Genomic DNA, 17,191 nt, shown 5'->3' with positions numbered 1-17,191 from the left:
CGAGAATGGCATTGGACATCCTGGATATCCTCCTGCGTTGTTGCATAGCGGCTGAAGAAGGAATAGGACTCCCGCCGCGAAAAAAAAGGAGCGGCCCCGTGGCCGACCTCTGCGAGCGTCAGCGCACAAAACTGCCCGCACCACGCCCGCCGACAATGGGGGGCCTGCTGCCGGTCATCCCCTTGCCGAACATTTGCCTTGTGCAGCGCACCGCATGCCAAGCATGGGGCACACAAACAGGTGGCACGAAAACCGCTCTTTTTCCGGCAGGGCAAAGCCGCCCACCGGCACGCGTTTTTCGCCGCCGCAAACCCGGGCAAAGCCAGGGCTTGCAGCAGAGGGGGCGGCCTTGCGGCCGCCCCCATTTGGCATCAGTGCCGCCGACTAGTCGGGGATGATCTGGTAGTAGGGCTTCTTGAAGATCTTGGTCTCGCCGGTGGCGGGATTGTACTTCGAGTTCACGAAGCACTTCCAAGCGTCGTCGTCCAGGCCCATGAAGTCCGCACGGTAGTAGAAGCCGGGGTAGCGGGATTCTTCACGGAAGGAGATGTGCTGCATGTGCAGGCGCACCGTCCACAGACGATGGTAGTTTTCCCAGCAGCGAAGCAGTTCGTGCAGGTCACGGGCGGCCAGCTTGAAGGAGTCTTCTTCCATCATGGCAAGCAGGTTGAAGCCGGTGTCAAGCAGAGCCTTCGAGGTGGTGTAGTACGTGCTCACGCCACCGCCGTATTCGTCGGTGCACTTCACGAGACGCATCATGAAGTTCTTGGGCGTGATGTAGTTGGGGTTCACCACAGGGTCGGTCGAAGCGGCCTTGCCCTGTTCGAAGTTGTAGAAGGGACGGTAAACGAGCTTCTTCAGTTCGTCGGCGGTTTCGGCGAAGTCAGGCTTGAAGTCCTTGTGATCAAGGCACCAACGAACCATCTGCTTACCGGCGATACGGCCTTCAGCATGCGAACCGGAGGAGAACTTGTGGCCGGAAGCGCCCACGCCGTCGGCGCAGGTGAAGAGGCCTTCAACGGTGGTCATGCGGTTGTAGACCTTGCCGTTGGTAGCGCGCACTTTGTAGTCTTCGGGCACCCAAGCTTCGTCGGGACCGGAAACCCAGATACCGCAGCAACCGGAGTGGGAGCCGAGCAGGTAGGGTTCGGTGGGCATGATTTCGGAACCGCGTTCTTCAGGTGCGGTGTTGGTGCAGGCCCAAAGGTTGGCCTGGCCCACGCACATGTCGAGGAAGTCTTCCCAAGCTTCGGATTCCAGATCCTTCTGCTGTTCTTCGTTAAGCGTAGCGAAGGTGTTCTGCAGGGCGGTCTTGGTGTCCATGTAGATGGGGCCGCGGCCTTCGCGCATTTCACGAAGCATCATGTGGTTACGCAGGCAGGTCGGAATGACATGGCCCTTGGCGTAGCCGCGATCTTCGTAAGGCTTCAGCATGGCGCGGTTGGTGGCGCAGTAATCTTCACCCTTGGAGTTGGTGGCTTTGGCCTTGAACAGGAGGAACCACGCACCCACGGGGCCGTAACCGTCCTTGAAGCGGGCGGGCACGAAGCGGTTTTCCATCATGGTCATTTCAGCGCCAACCTGAGCGCACATGGTGTAGGTCGAACCGGCGTTCCACACGGGGTACCAAGCGCGGCCCATGCCTTCACCGGTGGAGCGGGGACGGTACACGTTAACGGCACCGCCAGCGGCCACCATGATGGTGTTGGCTTTGAAGATGTGAACTTCGTTAGCGCGCAGGTTGAAGCCCACGGCGCCAGCGATGCGGTTGGGGGTATTTTTGTCGAGAAGCAGCTTCACGATGAAAATACGTTCCATGATGCGGTCTTCACCCAAGGCATTCTTGGCAGCTTCGGCCACGATGCACTTGTAGGATTCACCGTTGATCATGATCTGCCAGCGGCCGGAACGCACAGGGGCGTCGCCCTTGCGCAGGCTCTTGCCAGCAGCCTTAGCGGCAGCGCCGTTCAGGTTGTGGCCGTCGTCGCCCTTGATCCAGCAGGGAAGGCCCCAATCTTCGAACAGATGCACGGAGTCGTCAACGTGACGGCCGCAGTCGAAGATAAGGTCTTCGCGCACCAGACCCATAAGGTCGGTACGAACCATGCGGACGTAATCGTCAGCGTCGTTGTCGCCCAGGTAGGTATTGATGGCGGAAAGACCCTGAGCCACGGCGCCGGAGCGTTCGAGGGTGGCTTTGTCAACCAGCATAATCTTCAGGCCGTGCTTGTCGCCCCAGCGCACTGCTTCAAAAGCGGTGCCGCAGGAACCCATGCCGCCGCCCACGATCAGCAGGTCAACAGCATGTTCTTTCACTTCAGGCTCGGCTATGGCCACACCCTTCGTCGCTTCCTTGACGGGAATCATTGGCATAATTGTTTCTCCTTATCGCACTAGCGGTTGCAAAAGCCTAGCGGCCGTGTTCCATGCAGGTGAAGGACTTGTCGGCGTCCTTAACATCGAACTTTTTGCCAAGAGCGGCCTTGGGGGCAACCAAGGCGGTCTCGGTGAACAGCAGTTCGTCTTCGATGTTGGCGCCTTCACCAAAGCCTTCGAAGGGCTTGATGGAACCTTCCGGCGTAGTGCGGATGGGGAACTTGAAGCGTTTCACGTTGCCATTGCGGAACTTAACAGTCCACATGATGGAGTCGGCCGAGCGCATGGGGATACAGGTACCGCCCATGGGAGCAAAGTCTGCGTAGGGGCGAGCCGTGATGGCGCCCTGGGGGCAGATTTTAACGCAGGAATAGCATTCCCAGCAGGCTTCGGGTTCCTGATTGTAAGCTTTCATTTCCTCAGAATCCAGGATCATGAGGTCATTCGGGCAAATGTACATGCAGGCCGTCTTTTCGCCACCCTTGCAGCCGTCGCACTTGGACGGATCGACAAACGTCGGCATACGTATCCTCCAACTCTTTTAAAAGTGTTTCAGAAAAACCCGCCGGGTTCGGCGAGGCGCGCGGCTAAACCGTCACGCCGGGGTTAGCCGAGCGCCTCCACAACGAAAGTTGGGCGTATGGCTTGCGCAATTAGTAACAAGCACTTAGCCTCTGCGTCAACCCCCCTCTGCAAAATTTCATTGAAACTTCACAGAGTCGCCAGGCAGATTCCCTACAGAATCAACGCCTTATAAGCCTTGTGAAAAAAAATCTCTTGGGCATTTTTGGCCCTTGCATGTCACAAGTATTTCAAATGCCTACTGCCAGACCATAATTTGGTGCTGGCCGCACAACCCTTGCAAGAGAGCTCATTTCAAGCTAACACGCTTGGGCAGATAAGGGAAGCCCCTGGGGCAAATCGAACCATGAGTCGGCAACCCGTTGTTTTTCCAGCGCTGCGCCTCGGGCGAACCCCTCCTATCCAAATTTTCATATCAGTACAGGACAAGGCATGACCGACAACTCCAACGATTCCCGCGCACCACGAGATATGCGCGAAGGACGGGGCCCACGTGCCCCGCGCAGTCCACGCAATGGGCATGATACCGGCGATTCGCGCGCCCGCAAGCCGCTGCGCGAGGTGGTTTGCGAGATAGACCGCGATATTCTGCGCCTGCTGCTGCGCCGCAACAATCTTCTTGAGCGTATGCGCGGCGACAAGCCCCGGCTTGATTCTGCCGAAGAAAAAAATATCCGCGAATCGTGGGAAGCTGCCGTTTCCCGCATCAGCCGCGATGCGCGCCTTTCCGGCCACTTTTTTTCGCTTATGCAGGAAGTGGAATTTCAGCCCCGCCCCGCCTCAGCCCGCAACGATGGGGACGAAAATGGCGAAAATGGCGGCTCGGCCATGCAGGAACCGCCGCGCACGGCCTTTAACCTTGCGCCGCCTTCCAAACACGTGCGCCTGCGCATGCCCGCGCCCCTGGCCTGCCGGGCCACCCGCGCATGGCTGATGCTGGCCGCCTCCACGGGCCAGCCCCTGCATATCGCGCCCTGCCTGATGAATGATCCCATTGTGGACTGCGTGAAGATGCTCAACCAGGCCGGTGCTTCACTTACCCGCGAAGACGAGGGAGTTTCCGCTCGTCCTGCGGCCCCGCTGGGCGCGGCAGACAAGGTTATCCACACCGGCGACAGCGCGTGGAACTTTTTCATGCTGCTGGGCCACTACCTTGGCCGCCCATCGCGCGCCAAGTTTACCGGCGATTCCAGCCTCAAACTTGCCGATTTTTCTGCTGTACGGCACTTTTTGCCCGCCTTGGGCGCGCGCCTCGTACACGTTGTTCCCAAAAGCGACGGCCTGCCCGCACGCCTTGAATGCTCAGGCATTCTGCCCGATTCCATAAAGCTGCCCGCCGATGTGCCCGCCGAACTGGCCGAGGGTATACTGCTGGCGGCCCCCGGTTACGAACGGGCCATAACCCTTGATCTTTCCTCGCATCCCGACCACAGGCTCATCGTGGCCCGCGTGCTGCCCATTTTGCGCGCAGCCGGTGCGGATGTGCAGACCGAGGGTGCCAAGGTGCGCGTAAACCCCGGCCCGCTCAGCCTGCCTGCCAAGCCTGAGGCTGGCATGGAGCCTGAACTGGCGCTCTTTTTGCTGGCTCTGCCGCTTGCGCTTGGCGGCGAGGCCCATCTGGGCGGTCAGTGGCCCGCCCTGCCCGCCGCCGAAGCGGGCTGGGATCTGCTGAAACAGCTTGGCCTTGACCTGCGCTACGAGGCTGGCAAGGAAGGCGGCGAGGTCTGCGCCAGCGCGGCCGCGCCTCTCAAGCAATACGCCAAGGGCGATCTGCCTGCTGGTTTTCCCGCCGTTTGGGCTCCCCTGCCGCTGGCACTGGCGGCCTGTGCCGCCCTGCGTGGTGACAAGGCCACCCTGCCCACCCTGCCCAGCGGAACGGACAGAACAACTGTGGAAAGTTTTCTTTCTGCCGTGGGTCTGGAATTGGATGAAAACAGCCACTTGTGCAAAAAAGAACAATCTGGCCCAAAAACAGGCTGGAATGCCCCCGATCCGGTCTGGGCAATGGCCCTTGCTTTGGCCGCCTGCGCAAGCCCGCACCAAAAGCTGGGCAACCCCGGCATCATGACGGGGCTCTTCCCGCCCTTCTGGGCGCTGTACAATACGCTGCCAGAACCGGCCATTCGCCGCGCCGCCGCGCCGGAAGCCCCGGCAGCCGCCCCCAGACGCCGCATCATTACCGGTGCTGTGGCCGTGCCGCCGGAACTGAAGGACGAAGACGACTATTAGAAAATAGATAAACAACAGGCGCTGGCGGCGAAATTTCGCTCCCAGCGCCTGTTGCATTTGCGCTGGCACAAAAGCTGGCCCTTTCAGCAGAGGGGCAGCACCGGGCCAACAACGGGCCCGCAACAGGGCTATACGGGTACGGCGGCAGCAACCAAGGCAAAAAAATCGGCGGACAGCGCCAGATTTTGCCGGAGCAGAAATTTTCTGAACCTGGGCAGCGCCCCGCTATCGTCTGGCGGGCATGGTCTGAGATATGCCGCCCGGCCAAAGGGCGCAAAAAAACCGCCCCGTGCGGTCAAACCACAATGGGGCGGAAAATCCGTTTGCGCACACGCTCTCCCTGCTTCCCTTGCGGGCAGCAAGAACGCGTAGGCAAAAATTATTCCTGCGTGAAACGGAAAAGACGAACAGAAATGGGCTGCATGCTCTGGCGGCTCATGGCCGACACAACAAAGGCGTATTCCCTGCTCTGCCCGCTGGGCGGGCAAGGGCCACGGTAGTGGCGGGTAAGGCCGCCCTCTGGAATGATACCCGTGCCGTCGTTGTTCCAGATACCGCCGCCCAGAAACATTTCCTGGGAGTCGCTGGTAAATTCCACCAGCCGCACATCGTAATATTCTGTGCTGGCAGGAGCCTGGGCCACCTGAATTTCGGGCGAGATGCGTGAGCACCGATGGACATCGCGCAGGGTAACAGTAACGGCCATGCCGTCGGGAACTTCCTGCGTCTCCTTGGAGGCGCAGGCGGGCAGCAGTGCCGCCGCCAGCAGCGCAGGAACGAGCACTCGCCGGGCTTTGCCTAAAAATTCAAAACGCATCATAGCCTCCAAATGACAATTGCTTTATACGGCTTTTGGAAGCATAACCAATTGTCAGGTCGAATACAACAACCAGTGGGAGCAGTATATGTCCATTCTTGCAGACAGTGTTTCGGGGTATCTGGAAAACGCATCGTGGATCCGGCGCATGTTTGAAGCCGGTGGCCAGCTCAAGGCCCAGTTTGGCGCAGACAATGTTTATGATTTCAGCCTGGGCAACCCCGACCTGCCAGCACCTCCTGCCGTGGTGACCGGCCTGCGTTCTTTTGCCGAGCACGCTTCTGAACCCTTTGCCTTTGGCTACATGCCCAACGGCGGTTTTGTATGGGCCCGCGAAAAGCTGGCCGCCCACCTCAGCAAGGAACAGGGCGTGACCCTTACCGCCAACGACGTGCTGCTGGGCTGCGGCGCGGCGGGCGTGCTCAATGCCTTTTTGCGCGCGGTTATCAATCCTGGCGAAGAAATGCTGGGTTTTGCCCCCTACTTTGTGGAATACGGCTTCTATGTTGCCAACCACGGCGGCACATTCCGCGCGGTCATGAGCAAGCCCGACACCTTTGCACCCGACCTTGCCGCGCTTGAAGAAGCCATAAGCCCCAAAACCCGCGTGGTGCTCATCAACTCGCCCAACAATCCCACCGGCGTCATCTACAGTCGCAAAGACCTGGTGGCCCTGACCGAGCTGCTTGAAAACAAGAGCCAGGAATACGGCAAACCCATCTGGCTGGTGGCCGACGAGCCCTACCGTTTTCTGGCTTATGATGATGCGGAAGTGCCCTCGGTGCTGCCCCTCTACCCCTATGCGGTTGTCATCAGCTCGTTTTCCAAAAATCTTTCGCTGCCGGGCGAACGTGTGGGCTTTGCCGCCATTTCGCCCCTGCTGCACGAAAAGGCCGAGCTCATGGCTGGCCTTACCCTTACCAACCGCATTCTCGGCTTTGTAAACCCGCCTGTGGTTGGACAGCACATCATGGCCGCCGCCCTTGGCAGCCAGGTTGATCTGGACATCTACGCCGCCCGCCGCAAGGCCATGGGCGAGGTGCTCAAAAACGCCGGGTACGAATTCCAGATGCCTGCCGGGGCGTTTTACTTCTTCCCCAAGGCTCCCGGCGGCGACGACGTGGCCTTTGTGAACAGGCTGGTTGAAGAGCGCATTCTGGCAGTGCCCGGCACTGGCTTTGGCTGCCCCGGGCACTTCCGCCTTGCCTTCTGCGTGGACGAAAAGGTCATCCGCAATGCCGCCGATGGCTTTGCCAAGGCCCGCGCTGCTGTCAGGTAATATTGCAGGCGAGCGGGGCGGCAAATCCGCCCCGCACTGTCACCCGCAACCTCCACAGGAAACAGACATGACGCACTGCCATCTTGCTAAATTGCCCCACGGCCGGCTCCGTGGTTTTGTTTCAGCGCTTGCCTGCCTGCTTTTACTGGTGGCTGTTCAGGTTTGCGCCAAGGATATCAGCGTCAAGGAAGCTGCCGACCTTGTGCAAAACCCGCCCCAGGGGCTCACCATAGTAGACGTGCGTACCCCGGCGGAATTTCGCGAGGGACACCTTGCGGGTGCGGTGAACATGGATTTTTTTGGCGCGTCCTTTGATTCGCAGATACTTTCCCTGCCCAAGGACAAGCCTGTTCTGCTCTACTGCCGCACGGGCAACCGCTCGGCAGGCGCATACGATGCCATGGAAAAAGAGGGCATTACCAATATTCTGCACATGAACCAGGGCATCACAGCCTGGCAGCAGGCTGGCCTGCCCGTGCAAAAATAGCGCAGGGACGCAGCCAGAAAGCATTGCAACTGGCACAGATTCTGCTTCTATCCAGGGCGGAGAGGAATGTTTTTCCCCTCCGTCCTTTACTTTTTCTGCCCCAATGCGCGGCAGAACAGGCGTGCCGCGCATATCTGCGGCACAGCGGCATACGCTTCCTTTCGCAGGGGCGGCATGCCGTTACCGGATATGGGGAAAATAATTCCCTCCCGGCAGGAGGCAGAGCATGAACTCGTCATTGTACATCGGTGCCACAGGCATGAAGACATTGGGTAGCGGCATGAACGTTATCTCAAACAACATCGCCAATGTGAGCACCATCGGTTACAAGGAGCAGACCGCCCTGTTCTCTGACGTTTTTTACGCGCAGCAGGGCAGCATCGGCGACTGGTGGGATGCCCAGACCAATTCCAAGGTGGCTCTCGGCCAAGTGGGGCAGGGCGTGCAGCTCGATGCCGTGCTCACACGGTTTGGCCAGGGCGCTCTTGAGTCTTCCAATACCGTTACGGATATGGCCATCAGCGGCAAGGGCTTCTTTCAGGTAACGGACAAGGATGGCGGCGTGTTTTACACCCGAGCGGGCGATTTCAGACCCGACAATGCCGGGGTATTGCGCACGCCTGCGGGCATGGCCCTCATGGGCTACAAGTTTGCTGAAGACGGCACAAAGGGCGCACTGAGCGAAGTAACCATAGACAAATTTGCCAAAATGCCCGCCAAGGCCACCACCTCGGTGGACTTGCGCCTTAACGTGGCACAGGGAACGGACACCGCCGTTGACGCCACAAATCCCTATTTCAGCCTGCTCGGCCAATACAATTCTGCCAACAAGCCGCCCATCAGCAGCTCTGGCTACAGCCAGAGCATAACACTGTATGGAGCCGACGGCACGGCCCATTCCGCCACCATCTACTTTGACGGCGCGCCTTCCACAGCGCCGGGAACCACTGCGGAATACCTTATCGCCTCCGATGCCGACAGCAATGGCGGCACGGCCGAACCCCTCATGATGGGAACCCTGAGCTTCAACGCAAGTGGCGAGATTACGGGCATGTCGGCCTACACCCCCTCCACCGCAGGCAGCACAGACCTTGCAGACTGGAACGCGGCCACGCTTTCGGACAAGGGCGTACCGCAGATGACCTTTAACGGCTCGCCCGTCACCGTTAATCTGGGAATCACGGCCACGGGCGGCTGGCAAAACTCCCCCGGCAGCGCGGCCAGCGTGGGCACAGACCCAACAGCCCTGGCAAGCATGGGCACTGCCTATACCCGCGCCGCAGACGCCACCACCAACTACACGTCATCCTCGCCGGTCATGCGCTCCAAAAGCCAGGACGGCTATGCCGAGGGCACGCTGAACAATATCAGCATCAGCGCAGACGGCACTGTTGTGGGCAAGTTTTCCAACAACAAAAGCATGGACCTTTGGCAGATACCCGTATGCCGCTTTACTAGCGAAGACGGCCTGCGGCGCGAGGGCAACAACGTATTTTCCGCCACTGAAGATTCCGGACAAATGGAAATGGGCGTTGCCGGTACGGAAAACTACGGCAAGATCAACGCCTACAATATTGAAAATTCCAATGTGGACATGTCAAAAGAAATGGTCAACATGATCGTCAACCAGCGCGGCTTTCAGTCCAACAGCAAGGTGGTTACCACCGCAGACCAGATGCTGCAAAAGGCCATGGAACTCAAGCGCTCATAAAATTTGCACCAGGCTGCCCCACAGCCCTGCCCGTACTCACACCATGCCCCGGCTTGCCGGGGCTTTTTGTTGCCTGTCAGGCTGCAACCGCCTTACCTATTCATACTCTCGGATTTGGCGGGCAATCATTGCGCCACGGCATTGCCCCTGGCCGTCCCATAGGGTACAGTGCTCCCCTGTGTTGCGGATTATTGTATAAAAACACATGCTTTTGCCGCACTTTTATTCAGGAGCACGCCCCATGAGCGCAGCCGCTTCCACTGCAACCGGCACAGCCCTTTATGGCGTCACGGGCTGGCCATTGGGCCAGAGTCTTTCGCCATTGCTGCACAACACGGGTTTTGCGGCGCTTGGCATCAATGCACTGTACATGAAGTGGGAAGTGCCGCCCCACAAGCTGCCCGCCTTTGTGGAAAGCGTGCGCCTGCTCAATATTCGCGGCTGCTCCGTTACCATTCCCCACAAGGTGGAACTGCTGCCCCTGCTGGACGAAGTGAGCCCCCTGGCCATGCGCGTGGGCGCGGCCAATACCATTTACTGGCAGGGTGAACGCCTGTGCGGTGAAAACACCGACGTGGCGGGCTTTATGGCTCCGCTCGCTGGCGTACCCCTTGCAGGGGCCGATATTTTGCTGCTGGGCGCTGGCGGTGCTGCGCGGGCCGTGGCCGCAGGCCTTGTGTCCCCCGCCCCGCACGACCGGCCTGCCCATATTTATGTGGCCACGCCTTCCGACAAATCCCATCTGCCGCTGGCCGAAGAATTCGGCCTTACCCCACTGCTGTGGCAAAACCGCCACGAGCCCGCGCCCCTGCTGGTTATCAACACCACGCCCCTTGGCATGCGCGGCAAGGCAGAAGACGACACCCCCTATGATTTCTCTCTGGCCGCCCAGTATGCGCCCTGTGGCAATACCGCCCCCCTGGCCTACGACATTGTGTACAACCCCCTTGAAACGCGCTTTTTGCGCGAGGCGCGGGCAGCTGGCCGCCGCTGCATTTCGGGGCTTGAGATGTTTTTTGGCCAGGGCGACGCGCAATTTCGCCTGTGGACAGGGCAAGGCCTGCCGCCAGAATCGCGGCGCGCCCTCAAAACCGCCCTGGGGCAGCAGCCCCGTTAACCAGACACGACAAGCGAGGCCTCCATGCGAATTCTTGTGCTGCACGGCGTCAACCTGAACATGTTCGGCAAGCGCGACCCCTCCCAGTACGGCACTGCAACCCTTGCAGATATTGATGCTGCCCTGCAAAGCCTTGCAAAGGATCTTAACGTGACTGTTGCATGCTTTCAGACCAACCACGAAGGTGCCATGGTGGAACGCATCCATCAGGCACTGGGCGAAGGGGTAAATGCGGTTGTCATCAACGCCGGAGCCTGGACCCACTACAGCTACGCCCTGGCCGATGCCCTGGCCATACTGCCCGTGCCGGTGGTTGAGGTACACATGTCCAATGTCCACGCGCGCGAGGCCTTTCGCCACCATTCGGTGCTTGCCCCGGTGTGTGCGGGCAGCATCTGCGGATTTGGCGTGGAAAGTTATCTTTTGGGTTTGCGGGCGGCACATACGCTTGTGATAAATAACGCAAAATAAATCAGAGCAAATATGCAGTAAATGATTTGTATGGGTGCGAGCCTAGATTTTTGACTTTTTCTGCTGTAGCGTTGTAGACAGACTTGTCACAGCGGCACCCCATCAGCTTCTAACCAGAGAGTTCCCATGAACGACGCCATCAACCTGAACCGCCTGCGCGACCCCGCCTTTACGGAGGAAGTGGACGCGCACAGCGGACAGAAAGTGTCTACCTGCTATCAGTGCGGCAATTGTACGGCCGGCTGTCCAGCAGGTTTCGTTTATGACATGCAGGTCAACCAGATCATGCGGGCGGTACAGTTGGGCTTGAAGGACGCGGTACTTGATTCCCGTTCCATCTGGATGTGCCTTTCCTGTTCCACCTGTAGCCAGCGGTGTCCCAATAACATCGACGTTGCCGGGGTTATGGAAACCCTGCGCCACATGGCCCGCAAGGAAGGCCGCGTGGCCGTACCCAAGGTGGAGAAATTCTGGTTTTCCTTCCTGGATACGGTGCGCACCTTTGGCCGCACCCACGAAATCGGCACCATGGCACTCTACATGATGCGCTCACTCCGCGTATTTACCGACGTTGACCTTGCGCCCGAAGCCCTCAAAAAGGGCAAGCTGGGCCTCAAGCCCCATATCCTGCCCGGCGGGGCGGGGCCGGTCACCCGTATCTTTACGCGCTACAAGGAACGCGCCAAGCGCGAGGGGGTGCGCCCATGAATTTCGCCTACTACCCCGGCTGCTCTGCCAGGGGTTCATCAAAAGATTACGAAATGTCCACCCAGGCAGTGTGCAAAGCCCTGGATATGCGGCTTGTGGATATTCCCGACTGGAACTGCTGTGGTTCAACCCCGGCCCACGCGGTGGATACGGAGCTTTCCGCCGCGCTGTGCGTGCGCAATCTTGATATCGCCGCCCAGCAAAAGGCCGAGCTGCTGCTCACGCCCTGCCCCAGCTGTCTTTCCAATCTGCGCATGGCCGCCAAGCGCATGGAAAACCCCGCCTTCCGCAGCCGGGTTGACGAACTGCTCGACGGCCCCTCGGCCAAGCAGTTTCCGCCTGTCACCTCCGTGATGCAGGGCATTGCCGGGCAGATGGACATGGACGCCATTGCCGCCCGCGTGCGCCAGAGCCTCAAGGGCCTCAAGCTCGTGGCCTATTACGGCTGCCTCATGAGCCGCCCCGGTGAAGTGATGAACTTTGGCGACCCGGAAAACCCCACGCTGATGGAAGAAATGATGTCGGCCTGCGGTGCGGAGATGCTTGATTTCCCGCTCAAAACCGCCTGCTGCGGCGCGTCCTTCGGCATTCCCGAGCGCCCCATGACGGCCAAGAATTCGGGCCGCATTCTTGAGCTGGCCACCCGCCTTGGCGCAGACGCCGTTGTGGTGGCCTGTCCTCTTTGCCAGATGAACCTCGACCTGCGTCAGGATCAGGCATCCAAGGAAATGGACACGCGCTTCAACATGCCAGTGCTCTACTTTACCCAGATGATGGGCATTGCCTTTGATCTGCCGGAAGAAGAACTGGGCCTCAACAAGCTGTGCGTGAGCCCCAACGGCCTTATGCGCAAGCTCGACGAACTGCGCCGCGCTGAAGGAGGCAGGTAATGAGAATAGGCGTCTTTATCTGCCACTGCGGCAGCAATATCGCCGGAACAGTTGACTGCGCCCAGGTGGCGGCCATTGCCCGCACCTACCCGGATGTGGTCTATGCAGACGACCCCATGTACACCTGCGCCGAACCCGGCCAGGCTGCCATTGAAGCCGCCATCCACGAGTACAAGCTCGACGGCGTGGTGGTTGCCTCGTGCTCGCCGCGCATGCACGAGCCCACCTTCCGCCGCACGGTGGAACGCGCAGGGCTCAACCGCTACATGCTTGAAATGGCCAACATCCGCGAGCACGTTTCGTGGATCGGCAAGGACATGGAAGCCAACACCAACAAGGCTGCCGAACTGGTACGTCTGGCGGTGGAAAAGCTGCGCAACAACAAGCCCCTGCTGGCCAAGAGCTTTGACGTCAACAAGCGCGTGCTGGTCATTGGCGGCGGTGTTGCCGGTATTCAGGCGGCGCTTGACTGCGCCGACGGCGGCATCCCCGTGGTGCTGGTGGAACGCGATGCGACCATCGGCGGCAAGATGGCCAAGCTCGACAAGACCTTCCCCACCGTAGACTGCTCGGCCTGTATTCTCGGCCCCAAGATGGTGGACGTAGCCCAGCACTCCAACATCACGCTCTACGCCTATTCCGAGGTGGAAGACATTTCGGGCTATGTGGGCAACTTTACGGTCAAGATCCGCAAGCGCACCACCTATGTGGACTGGAACCTGTGTACGGGTTGCGGCGCCTGCACCGAGAAATGCCCGGCCAAAAAAACGCCCGACACCTTCAATGAACTGACGGGCAACACAACGGCCATCACCATTGCCTTTCCGCAGGCCATTCCCAAAAAGGCCGTCATCAACCCGCAGTTCTGCCGCCAGCTCATCAAGGGCAAGTGCGGCGTGTGCGCCAAGGTGTGCCCCACCGGGGCCATCAAGTACGACATGGAAGACGAGATTATCACCGAAGAGGTGGGCAGCATTGTTGCCGCCACCGGTTACGACCTCATGGACTGGACCGTGTACAAGGAGTACGGCGGCGGGGCCTACCCCGACGTTATCACCTCGTTGCAGTACGAGCGCCTGCTCTCCGCATCCGGCCCCACGGGCGGCCATGTAAAGCGCCCCTCTGACGGCAGGGAACCCAAGAACATCGTCTTTGTGCAGTGCGTTGGCTCGCGCGACAAATCCGTAGGCCGTCCCTACTGCTCCGGCTTCTGCTGCATGTACACGGCCAAGCAGGCCATTCTGACCAAGGACCACATTCCCGATTCCAAGTCCTTTGTTTTTTACATGGACATCCGCGCTCCAGGCAAGATGTACGACGAGTTTACCCGCCGTGCCATGGAAGAATACGGCACGGAATACATCCGTGGCCGCGTTTCGCAGATTTACCCCGACGGCAACGGCCAGATGACAGTCATGGGTGTGGATACCCTGCTGGGCCAGCCCGTGGAGATCAAGGCCGACCTGGTGGTACTGGCCGTGGGCGTGGAAGCCAGCAAGGGCGCGCCCCAGCTGGCAGAAAAGCTGCGCATCTCTTACGACAGCTACGGCTTCTTCATGGAAAGCCACGTCAAGCTCAAGCCCGTGGAAACCAATACCGCCGGTGTGTATCTGGCGGGCGTGTGCCAGGGGGTCAAGGATATTCCCGCCTCTGTGGCCCAGGGTTCCGCCGCTGCGGCCAAGGTGCTTTCGCTCTTTGCCAAGGACAAGCTTGAAAGCGACCCGCAGATCGCCCAGGTGGATATCCGCCGCTGCGTCAACTGCGGCAAGTGCATCCGCTGCTGCCCCTTTGGGGCCATCAAGGAAGTGGAAATCCGGGGCGAGGGCAAGGCTCAGGTCATCGAGACCGTGTGCCAGGGCTGCGGCCTGTGTACGTCCACCTGTCCGCAGGGGGCCATCCAGCTTTCACACGCTACTGACAACCAGATCCTTGCGGAGGTAAACGCCTTATGCCAGTGCTAAACGGCAAAGAACTGAGAATTGTAGGTTTTCTCTGCAACTGGTGTTCGTATGGCGGCGCGGATACGGCCGGTGTGGCCCGCGCCACCCAGCCCACCGATCTGCGCGTCATCCGTGTGCCATGTTCGGGCCGCATTGACCCGCTGTTCATCGTCAAGGCGCTGCTCAACGGGGCCGACGGCGTGCTGGTTTCCGGCTGCCACCCGCGCGACTGCCACTATGCCGCAGGCAACTTTTACGCCCGCCGCCGCCTTGAGGTGCTCAAGCAGTTTTTGCCCGTGCTGGGCATTGACGAGCGCCGCTTTGAATACACCTGGGTTTCGGCATCCGAAGGCCAGCGCTGGCAGCAGGTGGTTACGGTCTTTACCGACCGCATCCACAAGCTCGGCCCCGCGCCCAAGCTTGACGACCCGGAACCGCTGCTCAAGATAGCCGACATGGCACTGACCTCGCTGCGCTCCCTCGGCACGGGGCAGAACGCCGCCCTTGGCGATCTCAAGGAAGCCATCAAGGCCAAGCTGCCCGAACTCGACTGCGTGATCGGCTGGCAGCAGGGCTATGACGAAGCCCACACCGTGCCCCTGTTCATGAAAACCCCAGAGGACGTGGACAAACTGGTGTGGGGCCCATTTAACGTCAACAATCCCGCCGTGTACCTGCCCTCGTTCAAGGGCAAGAAGGTGGGCATTGTGGTCAAGGGCTGCGACTCGCGCTCGGTGGTTGAACTGTTGCAGGAAAACCTGATCCGCCGCGAAGACGTGACCATCTTTGCCCTGCCCTGCGAGGGCACGCTGGACATGGCCCGCGTCAACCAGGATCTGGGCCGCTACACCAAGATCGACAGCGTTGCCTACGACGAGGCCGGTGTGACCATCACCGCCGACGGCAAGGCCCACCGCTTCTGCATCACAGACTACGCCCAGGGCAAATGCTACGGCTGCACCACGCCTTCGGCAGTGCTGGCCGATACCCTGCTGGGACAGCCCGTCAAGGTGGAGGGAACCCCCAACACCCCGCCGGAGCTGGCCCTGCTCGATTCCATGACACTGGACGAGCGCCTCGCCTTCTGGCGCGGCCAGATGGACCGCTGCCTGCGCTGCTACGCCTGCCGCAATGCCTGCCCCATGTGCGTATGCCGCGACTACTGCGTGTCAGACAGCCGCGACCCGCACTGGATGACGCAGGAGGACAGCGCCAAGGAAAAACTCTTCTTCCAGACCATCCACGCCATGCACCTGGCTGGCCGCTGCACCGGCTGCGGCGAATGCCAGCGCGCCTGCCCCGTGGGCATTCCCATTCTGGCCCTGCGCCAGCAGATTGCCCGCGCCGTGGCCCAGCTTTTTGACGGCTACAAGCCCGGCCTCAACCCGGACGACGTGCCGCCCCTGCTGGGCTATGAAGTGGTTGAAAAGAACATTCACGAGAGGGACTGGAAATGAGCACAATCCGCTTTGTAACACCCGACGGCCTGCCCGCGTTTCTCGCCTACCTCGCGCAGAATGGCCGCCGCGTGCTTGTGCCGGTAGAAAAACCCGCCAACAAGAGCTCTGTGGTCTTTGAGCCCTGGCAGGAAGGCAAGCCCTTTACCATGGCAAAGGCCACCGTACCCGCCAAGGAGGCCGTGCTGCCCCAGTGCGAAACCCTGGTGCGCTACAAAAAAACCAAGGACCCGGACAACCTCGAGCGCGTCACCATGAGCCTGGACGACAAGCCCGAGGCCCAGCCCACCGTGGTTTTTGCCTGCCGCCCCTGCGACGCACGCGGCTATGCCGTGCTCGACCGCCCCTACCTCAAGGGCCCTTACGCCGATCCTTACTACAAGGCCCGGCGCGAACAGCTTGCGGTGGTTACGCTCACCTGCGGCAGCGGCTGCAATACCTGCTTCTGCCACTGGGTTGGCGGCGGCCCCACCTCGCCCGAAGGCTCGGACGTGCTCATGACCGAGATCGAGGGCGGCTATGTGCTGCAAGCCATCACGCCCAAGGGCGAGGAACTGCTGGCCAATTCTTCGCTTGCCGAAGGGTCCGACATGTTCCCCAAGGCAGAGGCGGCGCGCAAGGAGGCCTGGGCCAGCCTTGTGCCTGCCCCCAACATCAAGAGCGCACCCGAAAAGGTGGCTGCCCGCTTCAACGACACCCAGTTCTGGCAGGACCAGACCGACCGCTGCCTCTCCTGCGGGGCCTGCACCTACTTTTGCCCCACCTGCTACTGCTTCACCATCACCGACGAGGGCGAAGGCTTGAGCGAAAAGGGCGGACGCCGCCTGCGCAGCTGGGACAACTGCATGTCCTCGCTGTTCACGCGTGAGGCCAGCGGCCATAACCCGCGCATGCTCAAGGCATTTCGCATGCGCAACCGCGTGTCGCACAAGTACTCCACCTATCCTGAAAACTGGGGCGCGTTCTCGTGCAGCGGCTGTGGCCGCTGCATCAGCAATTGCCCCGTCTGCCTGGACATCCGCGCCATCGTGCTTGCCGCCATCGAAGACGGTAACGATGACAAGAAGTCCACGGACAAGTAGGAGCAGACATGGCCACCAAAAAAACTACCGGCAAGGCTACCACTT

13 protein-coding genes and 1 pseudogene are annotated in these 17,191 nt (G+C 60.2%); 11 read left to right on the top strand and 3 right to left on the bottom strand.

The features are described from left to right. Positions 1–384: 384 nt before the first annotated feature. Together aprA and aprB are read right to left on the bottom strand one after the other, a co-directional pair. Positions 385–2,373 carry an adenylyl-sulfate reductase subunit alpha gene (gene aprA / locus ACE3NW_RS10800; RefSeq protein ID WP_374283252.1) on the bottom strand — a complete coding sequence of 663 codons (1,989 nt, stop codon included), beginning with the start codon at positions 2,371–2,373 and terminating at the stop codon, positions 385–387. A 37-nt stretch (positions 2,374–2,410) separates the two neighbouring features. Continuing rightward, positions 2,411–2,899 (bottom strand): adenylyl-sulfate reductase subunit beta, encoded by a 489-nt coding sequence (aprB, locus tag ACE3NW_RS10795; protein ID WP_374283250.1) that lies wholly within the window; start codon positions 2,897–2,899, stop codon positions 2,411–2,413. A 491-nt stretch (positions 2,900–3,390) separates the two neighbouring features. Between aprB and ACE3NW_RS10790 the strand changes: the two genes are divergently transcribed. Beyond that, on the top strand, positions 3,391–5,187 hold the full coding sequence (locus ACE3NW_RS10790; protein ID WP_374283248.1) for a 3-phosphoshikimate 1-carboxyvinyltransferase: 1,797 nt from the start codon (positions 3,391–3,393) through the stop codon (positions 5,185–5,187). Positions 5,188–5,566: 379 nt separating this feature from the next. Here ACE3NW_RS10790 and ACE3NW_RS10785 read toward each other — a convergent pair whose 3' ends face one another. Beyond that, on the bottom strand, positions 5,567–6,004 hold the full coding sequence (locus tag ACE3NW_RS10785) for an MbtF (RefSeq protein ID WP_374283246.1): 438 nt from the start codon (positions 6,002–6,004) through the stop codon (positions 5,567–5,569). An 88-nt stretch (positions 6,005–6,092) separates the two neighbouring features. Here ACE3NW_RS10785 and ACE3NW_RS10780 point away from each other — a divergent pair, with 88 nt between their 5' ends. The 10 genes and pseudogenes from ACE3NW_RS10780 to ACE3NW_RS10735 all read left to right on the top strand — a co-directional run bounded on the left by ACE3NW_RS10780 (position 6,093) and on the right by ACE3NW_RS10735 (position 17,146). Further along, positions 6,093–7,283, top strand: a complete 1,191-nt coding sequence (locus ACE3NW_RS10780; protein ID WP_374283244.1) for a pyridoxal phosphate-dependent aminotransferase — start codon at positions 6,093–6,095, stop codon at positions 7,281–7,283. A gap of 67 nt (positions 7,284–7,350) precedes the next feature. After that, entirely contained in the window at positions 7,351–7,770 is a 420-nt protein-coding gene (locus ACE3NW_RS10775; RefSeq protein ID WP_374283241.1) for a rhodanese-like domain-containing protein, read from the top strand. Between the two features lie 226 nt (positions 7,771–7,996). After that, the gene (locus ACE3NW_RS10770; RefSeq protein WP_374283239.1) at positions 7,997–9,481 is read left to right on the top strand and encodes a flagellar hook protein FlgE; all 1,485 of its coding nucleotides are present in this window, start codon (positions 7,997–7,999) and stop codon (positions 9,479–9,481) included. A 241-nt stretch (positions 9,482–9,722) separates the two neighbouring features. Continuing rightward, positions 9,723–10,598 carry a shikimate dehydrogenase gene (locus ACE3NW_RS10765; protein ID WP_374283237.1) on the top strand — a complete coding sequence of 292 codons (876 nt, stop codon included), beginning with the start codon at positions 9,723–9,725 and terminating at the stop codon, positions 10,596–10,598. A 24-nt stretch (positions 10,599–10,622) separates the two neighbouring features. Then, positions 10,623–11,069 (top strand): type II 3-dehydroquinate dehydratase, encoded by a 447-nt coding sequence (aroQ, locus tag ACE3NW_RS10760; protein WP_374283235.1) that lies wholly within the window; start codon positions 10,623–10,625, stop codon positions 11,067–11,069. 84 nt (positions 11,070–11,153) lie between these two features. Continuing rightward, positions 11,154–11,777: pseudogene (locus tag ACE3NW_RS10755) on the top strand (4Fe-4S dicluster domain-containing protein); the annotation flags it as partial. Then, a complete protein-coding gene (locus tag ACE3NW_RS10750) occupies positions 11,774–12,667 on the top strand; it encodes a CoB--CoM heterodisulfide reductase iron-sulfur subunit B family protein (protein WP_374283233.1) in 894 nt (297 codons plus the stop codon). The pseudogene ACE3NW_RS10755 and the gene ACE3NW_RS10750, both read left to right, overlap by 4 nt. Then, positions 12,667–14,628, top strand: a complete 1,962-nt coding sequence (locus ACE3NW_RS10745) for a 4Fe-4S binding protein (RefSeq protein ID WP_374283231.1) — start codon at positions 12,667–12,669, stop codon at positions 14,626–14,628. The genes ACE3NW_RS10750 and ACE3NW_RS10745 overlap by 1 nt, the downstream gene beginning before the upstream one ends. Next, complete coding sequence (locus tag ACE3NW_RS10740) at positions 14,616–16,064, top strand: hydrogenase iron-sulfur subunit (protein WP_374283229.1); 1,449 nt, start codon at positions 14,616–14,618, stop codon at positions 16,062–16,064. The genes ACE3NW_RS10745 and ACE3NW_RS10740 overlap by 13 nt, the downstream gene beginning before the upstream one ends. After that, on the top strand, positions 16,061–17,146 hold the full coding sequence (locus ACE3NW_RS10735) for a 4Fe-4S dicluster domain-containing protein (RefSeq protein WP_374283227.1): 1,086 nt from the start codon (positions 16,061–16,063) through the stop codon (positions 17,144–17,146). The genes ACE3NW_RS10740 and ACE3NW_RS10735 overlap by 4 nt, the downstream gene beginning before the upstream one ends. Positions 17,147–17,191 lie beyond the last annotated feature (45 nt).

It is taken from the genome of Desulfovibrio sp. (assembly GCF_041907885.1).
Lineage (GTDB): Bacteria > Desulfobacterota > Desulfovibrionia > Desulfovibrionales > Desulfovibrionaceae > Desulfovibrio.
The sequence above is the reverse complement of the archived record's forward strand: the minus strand, read 5'-3'. Positions and strand labels throughout refer to the sequence as shown.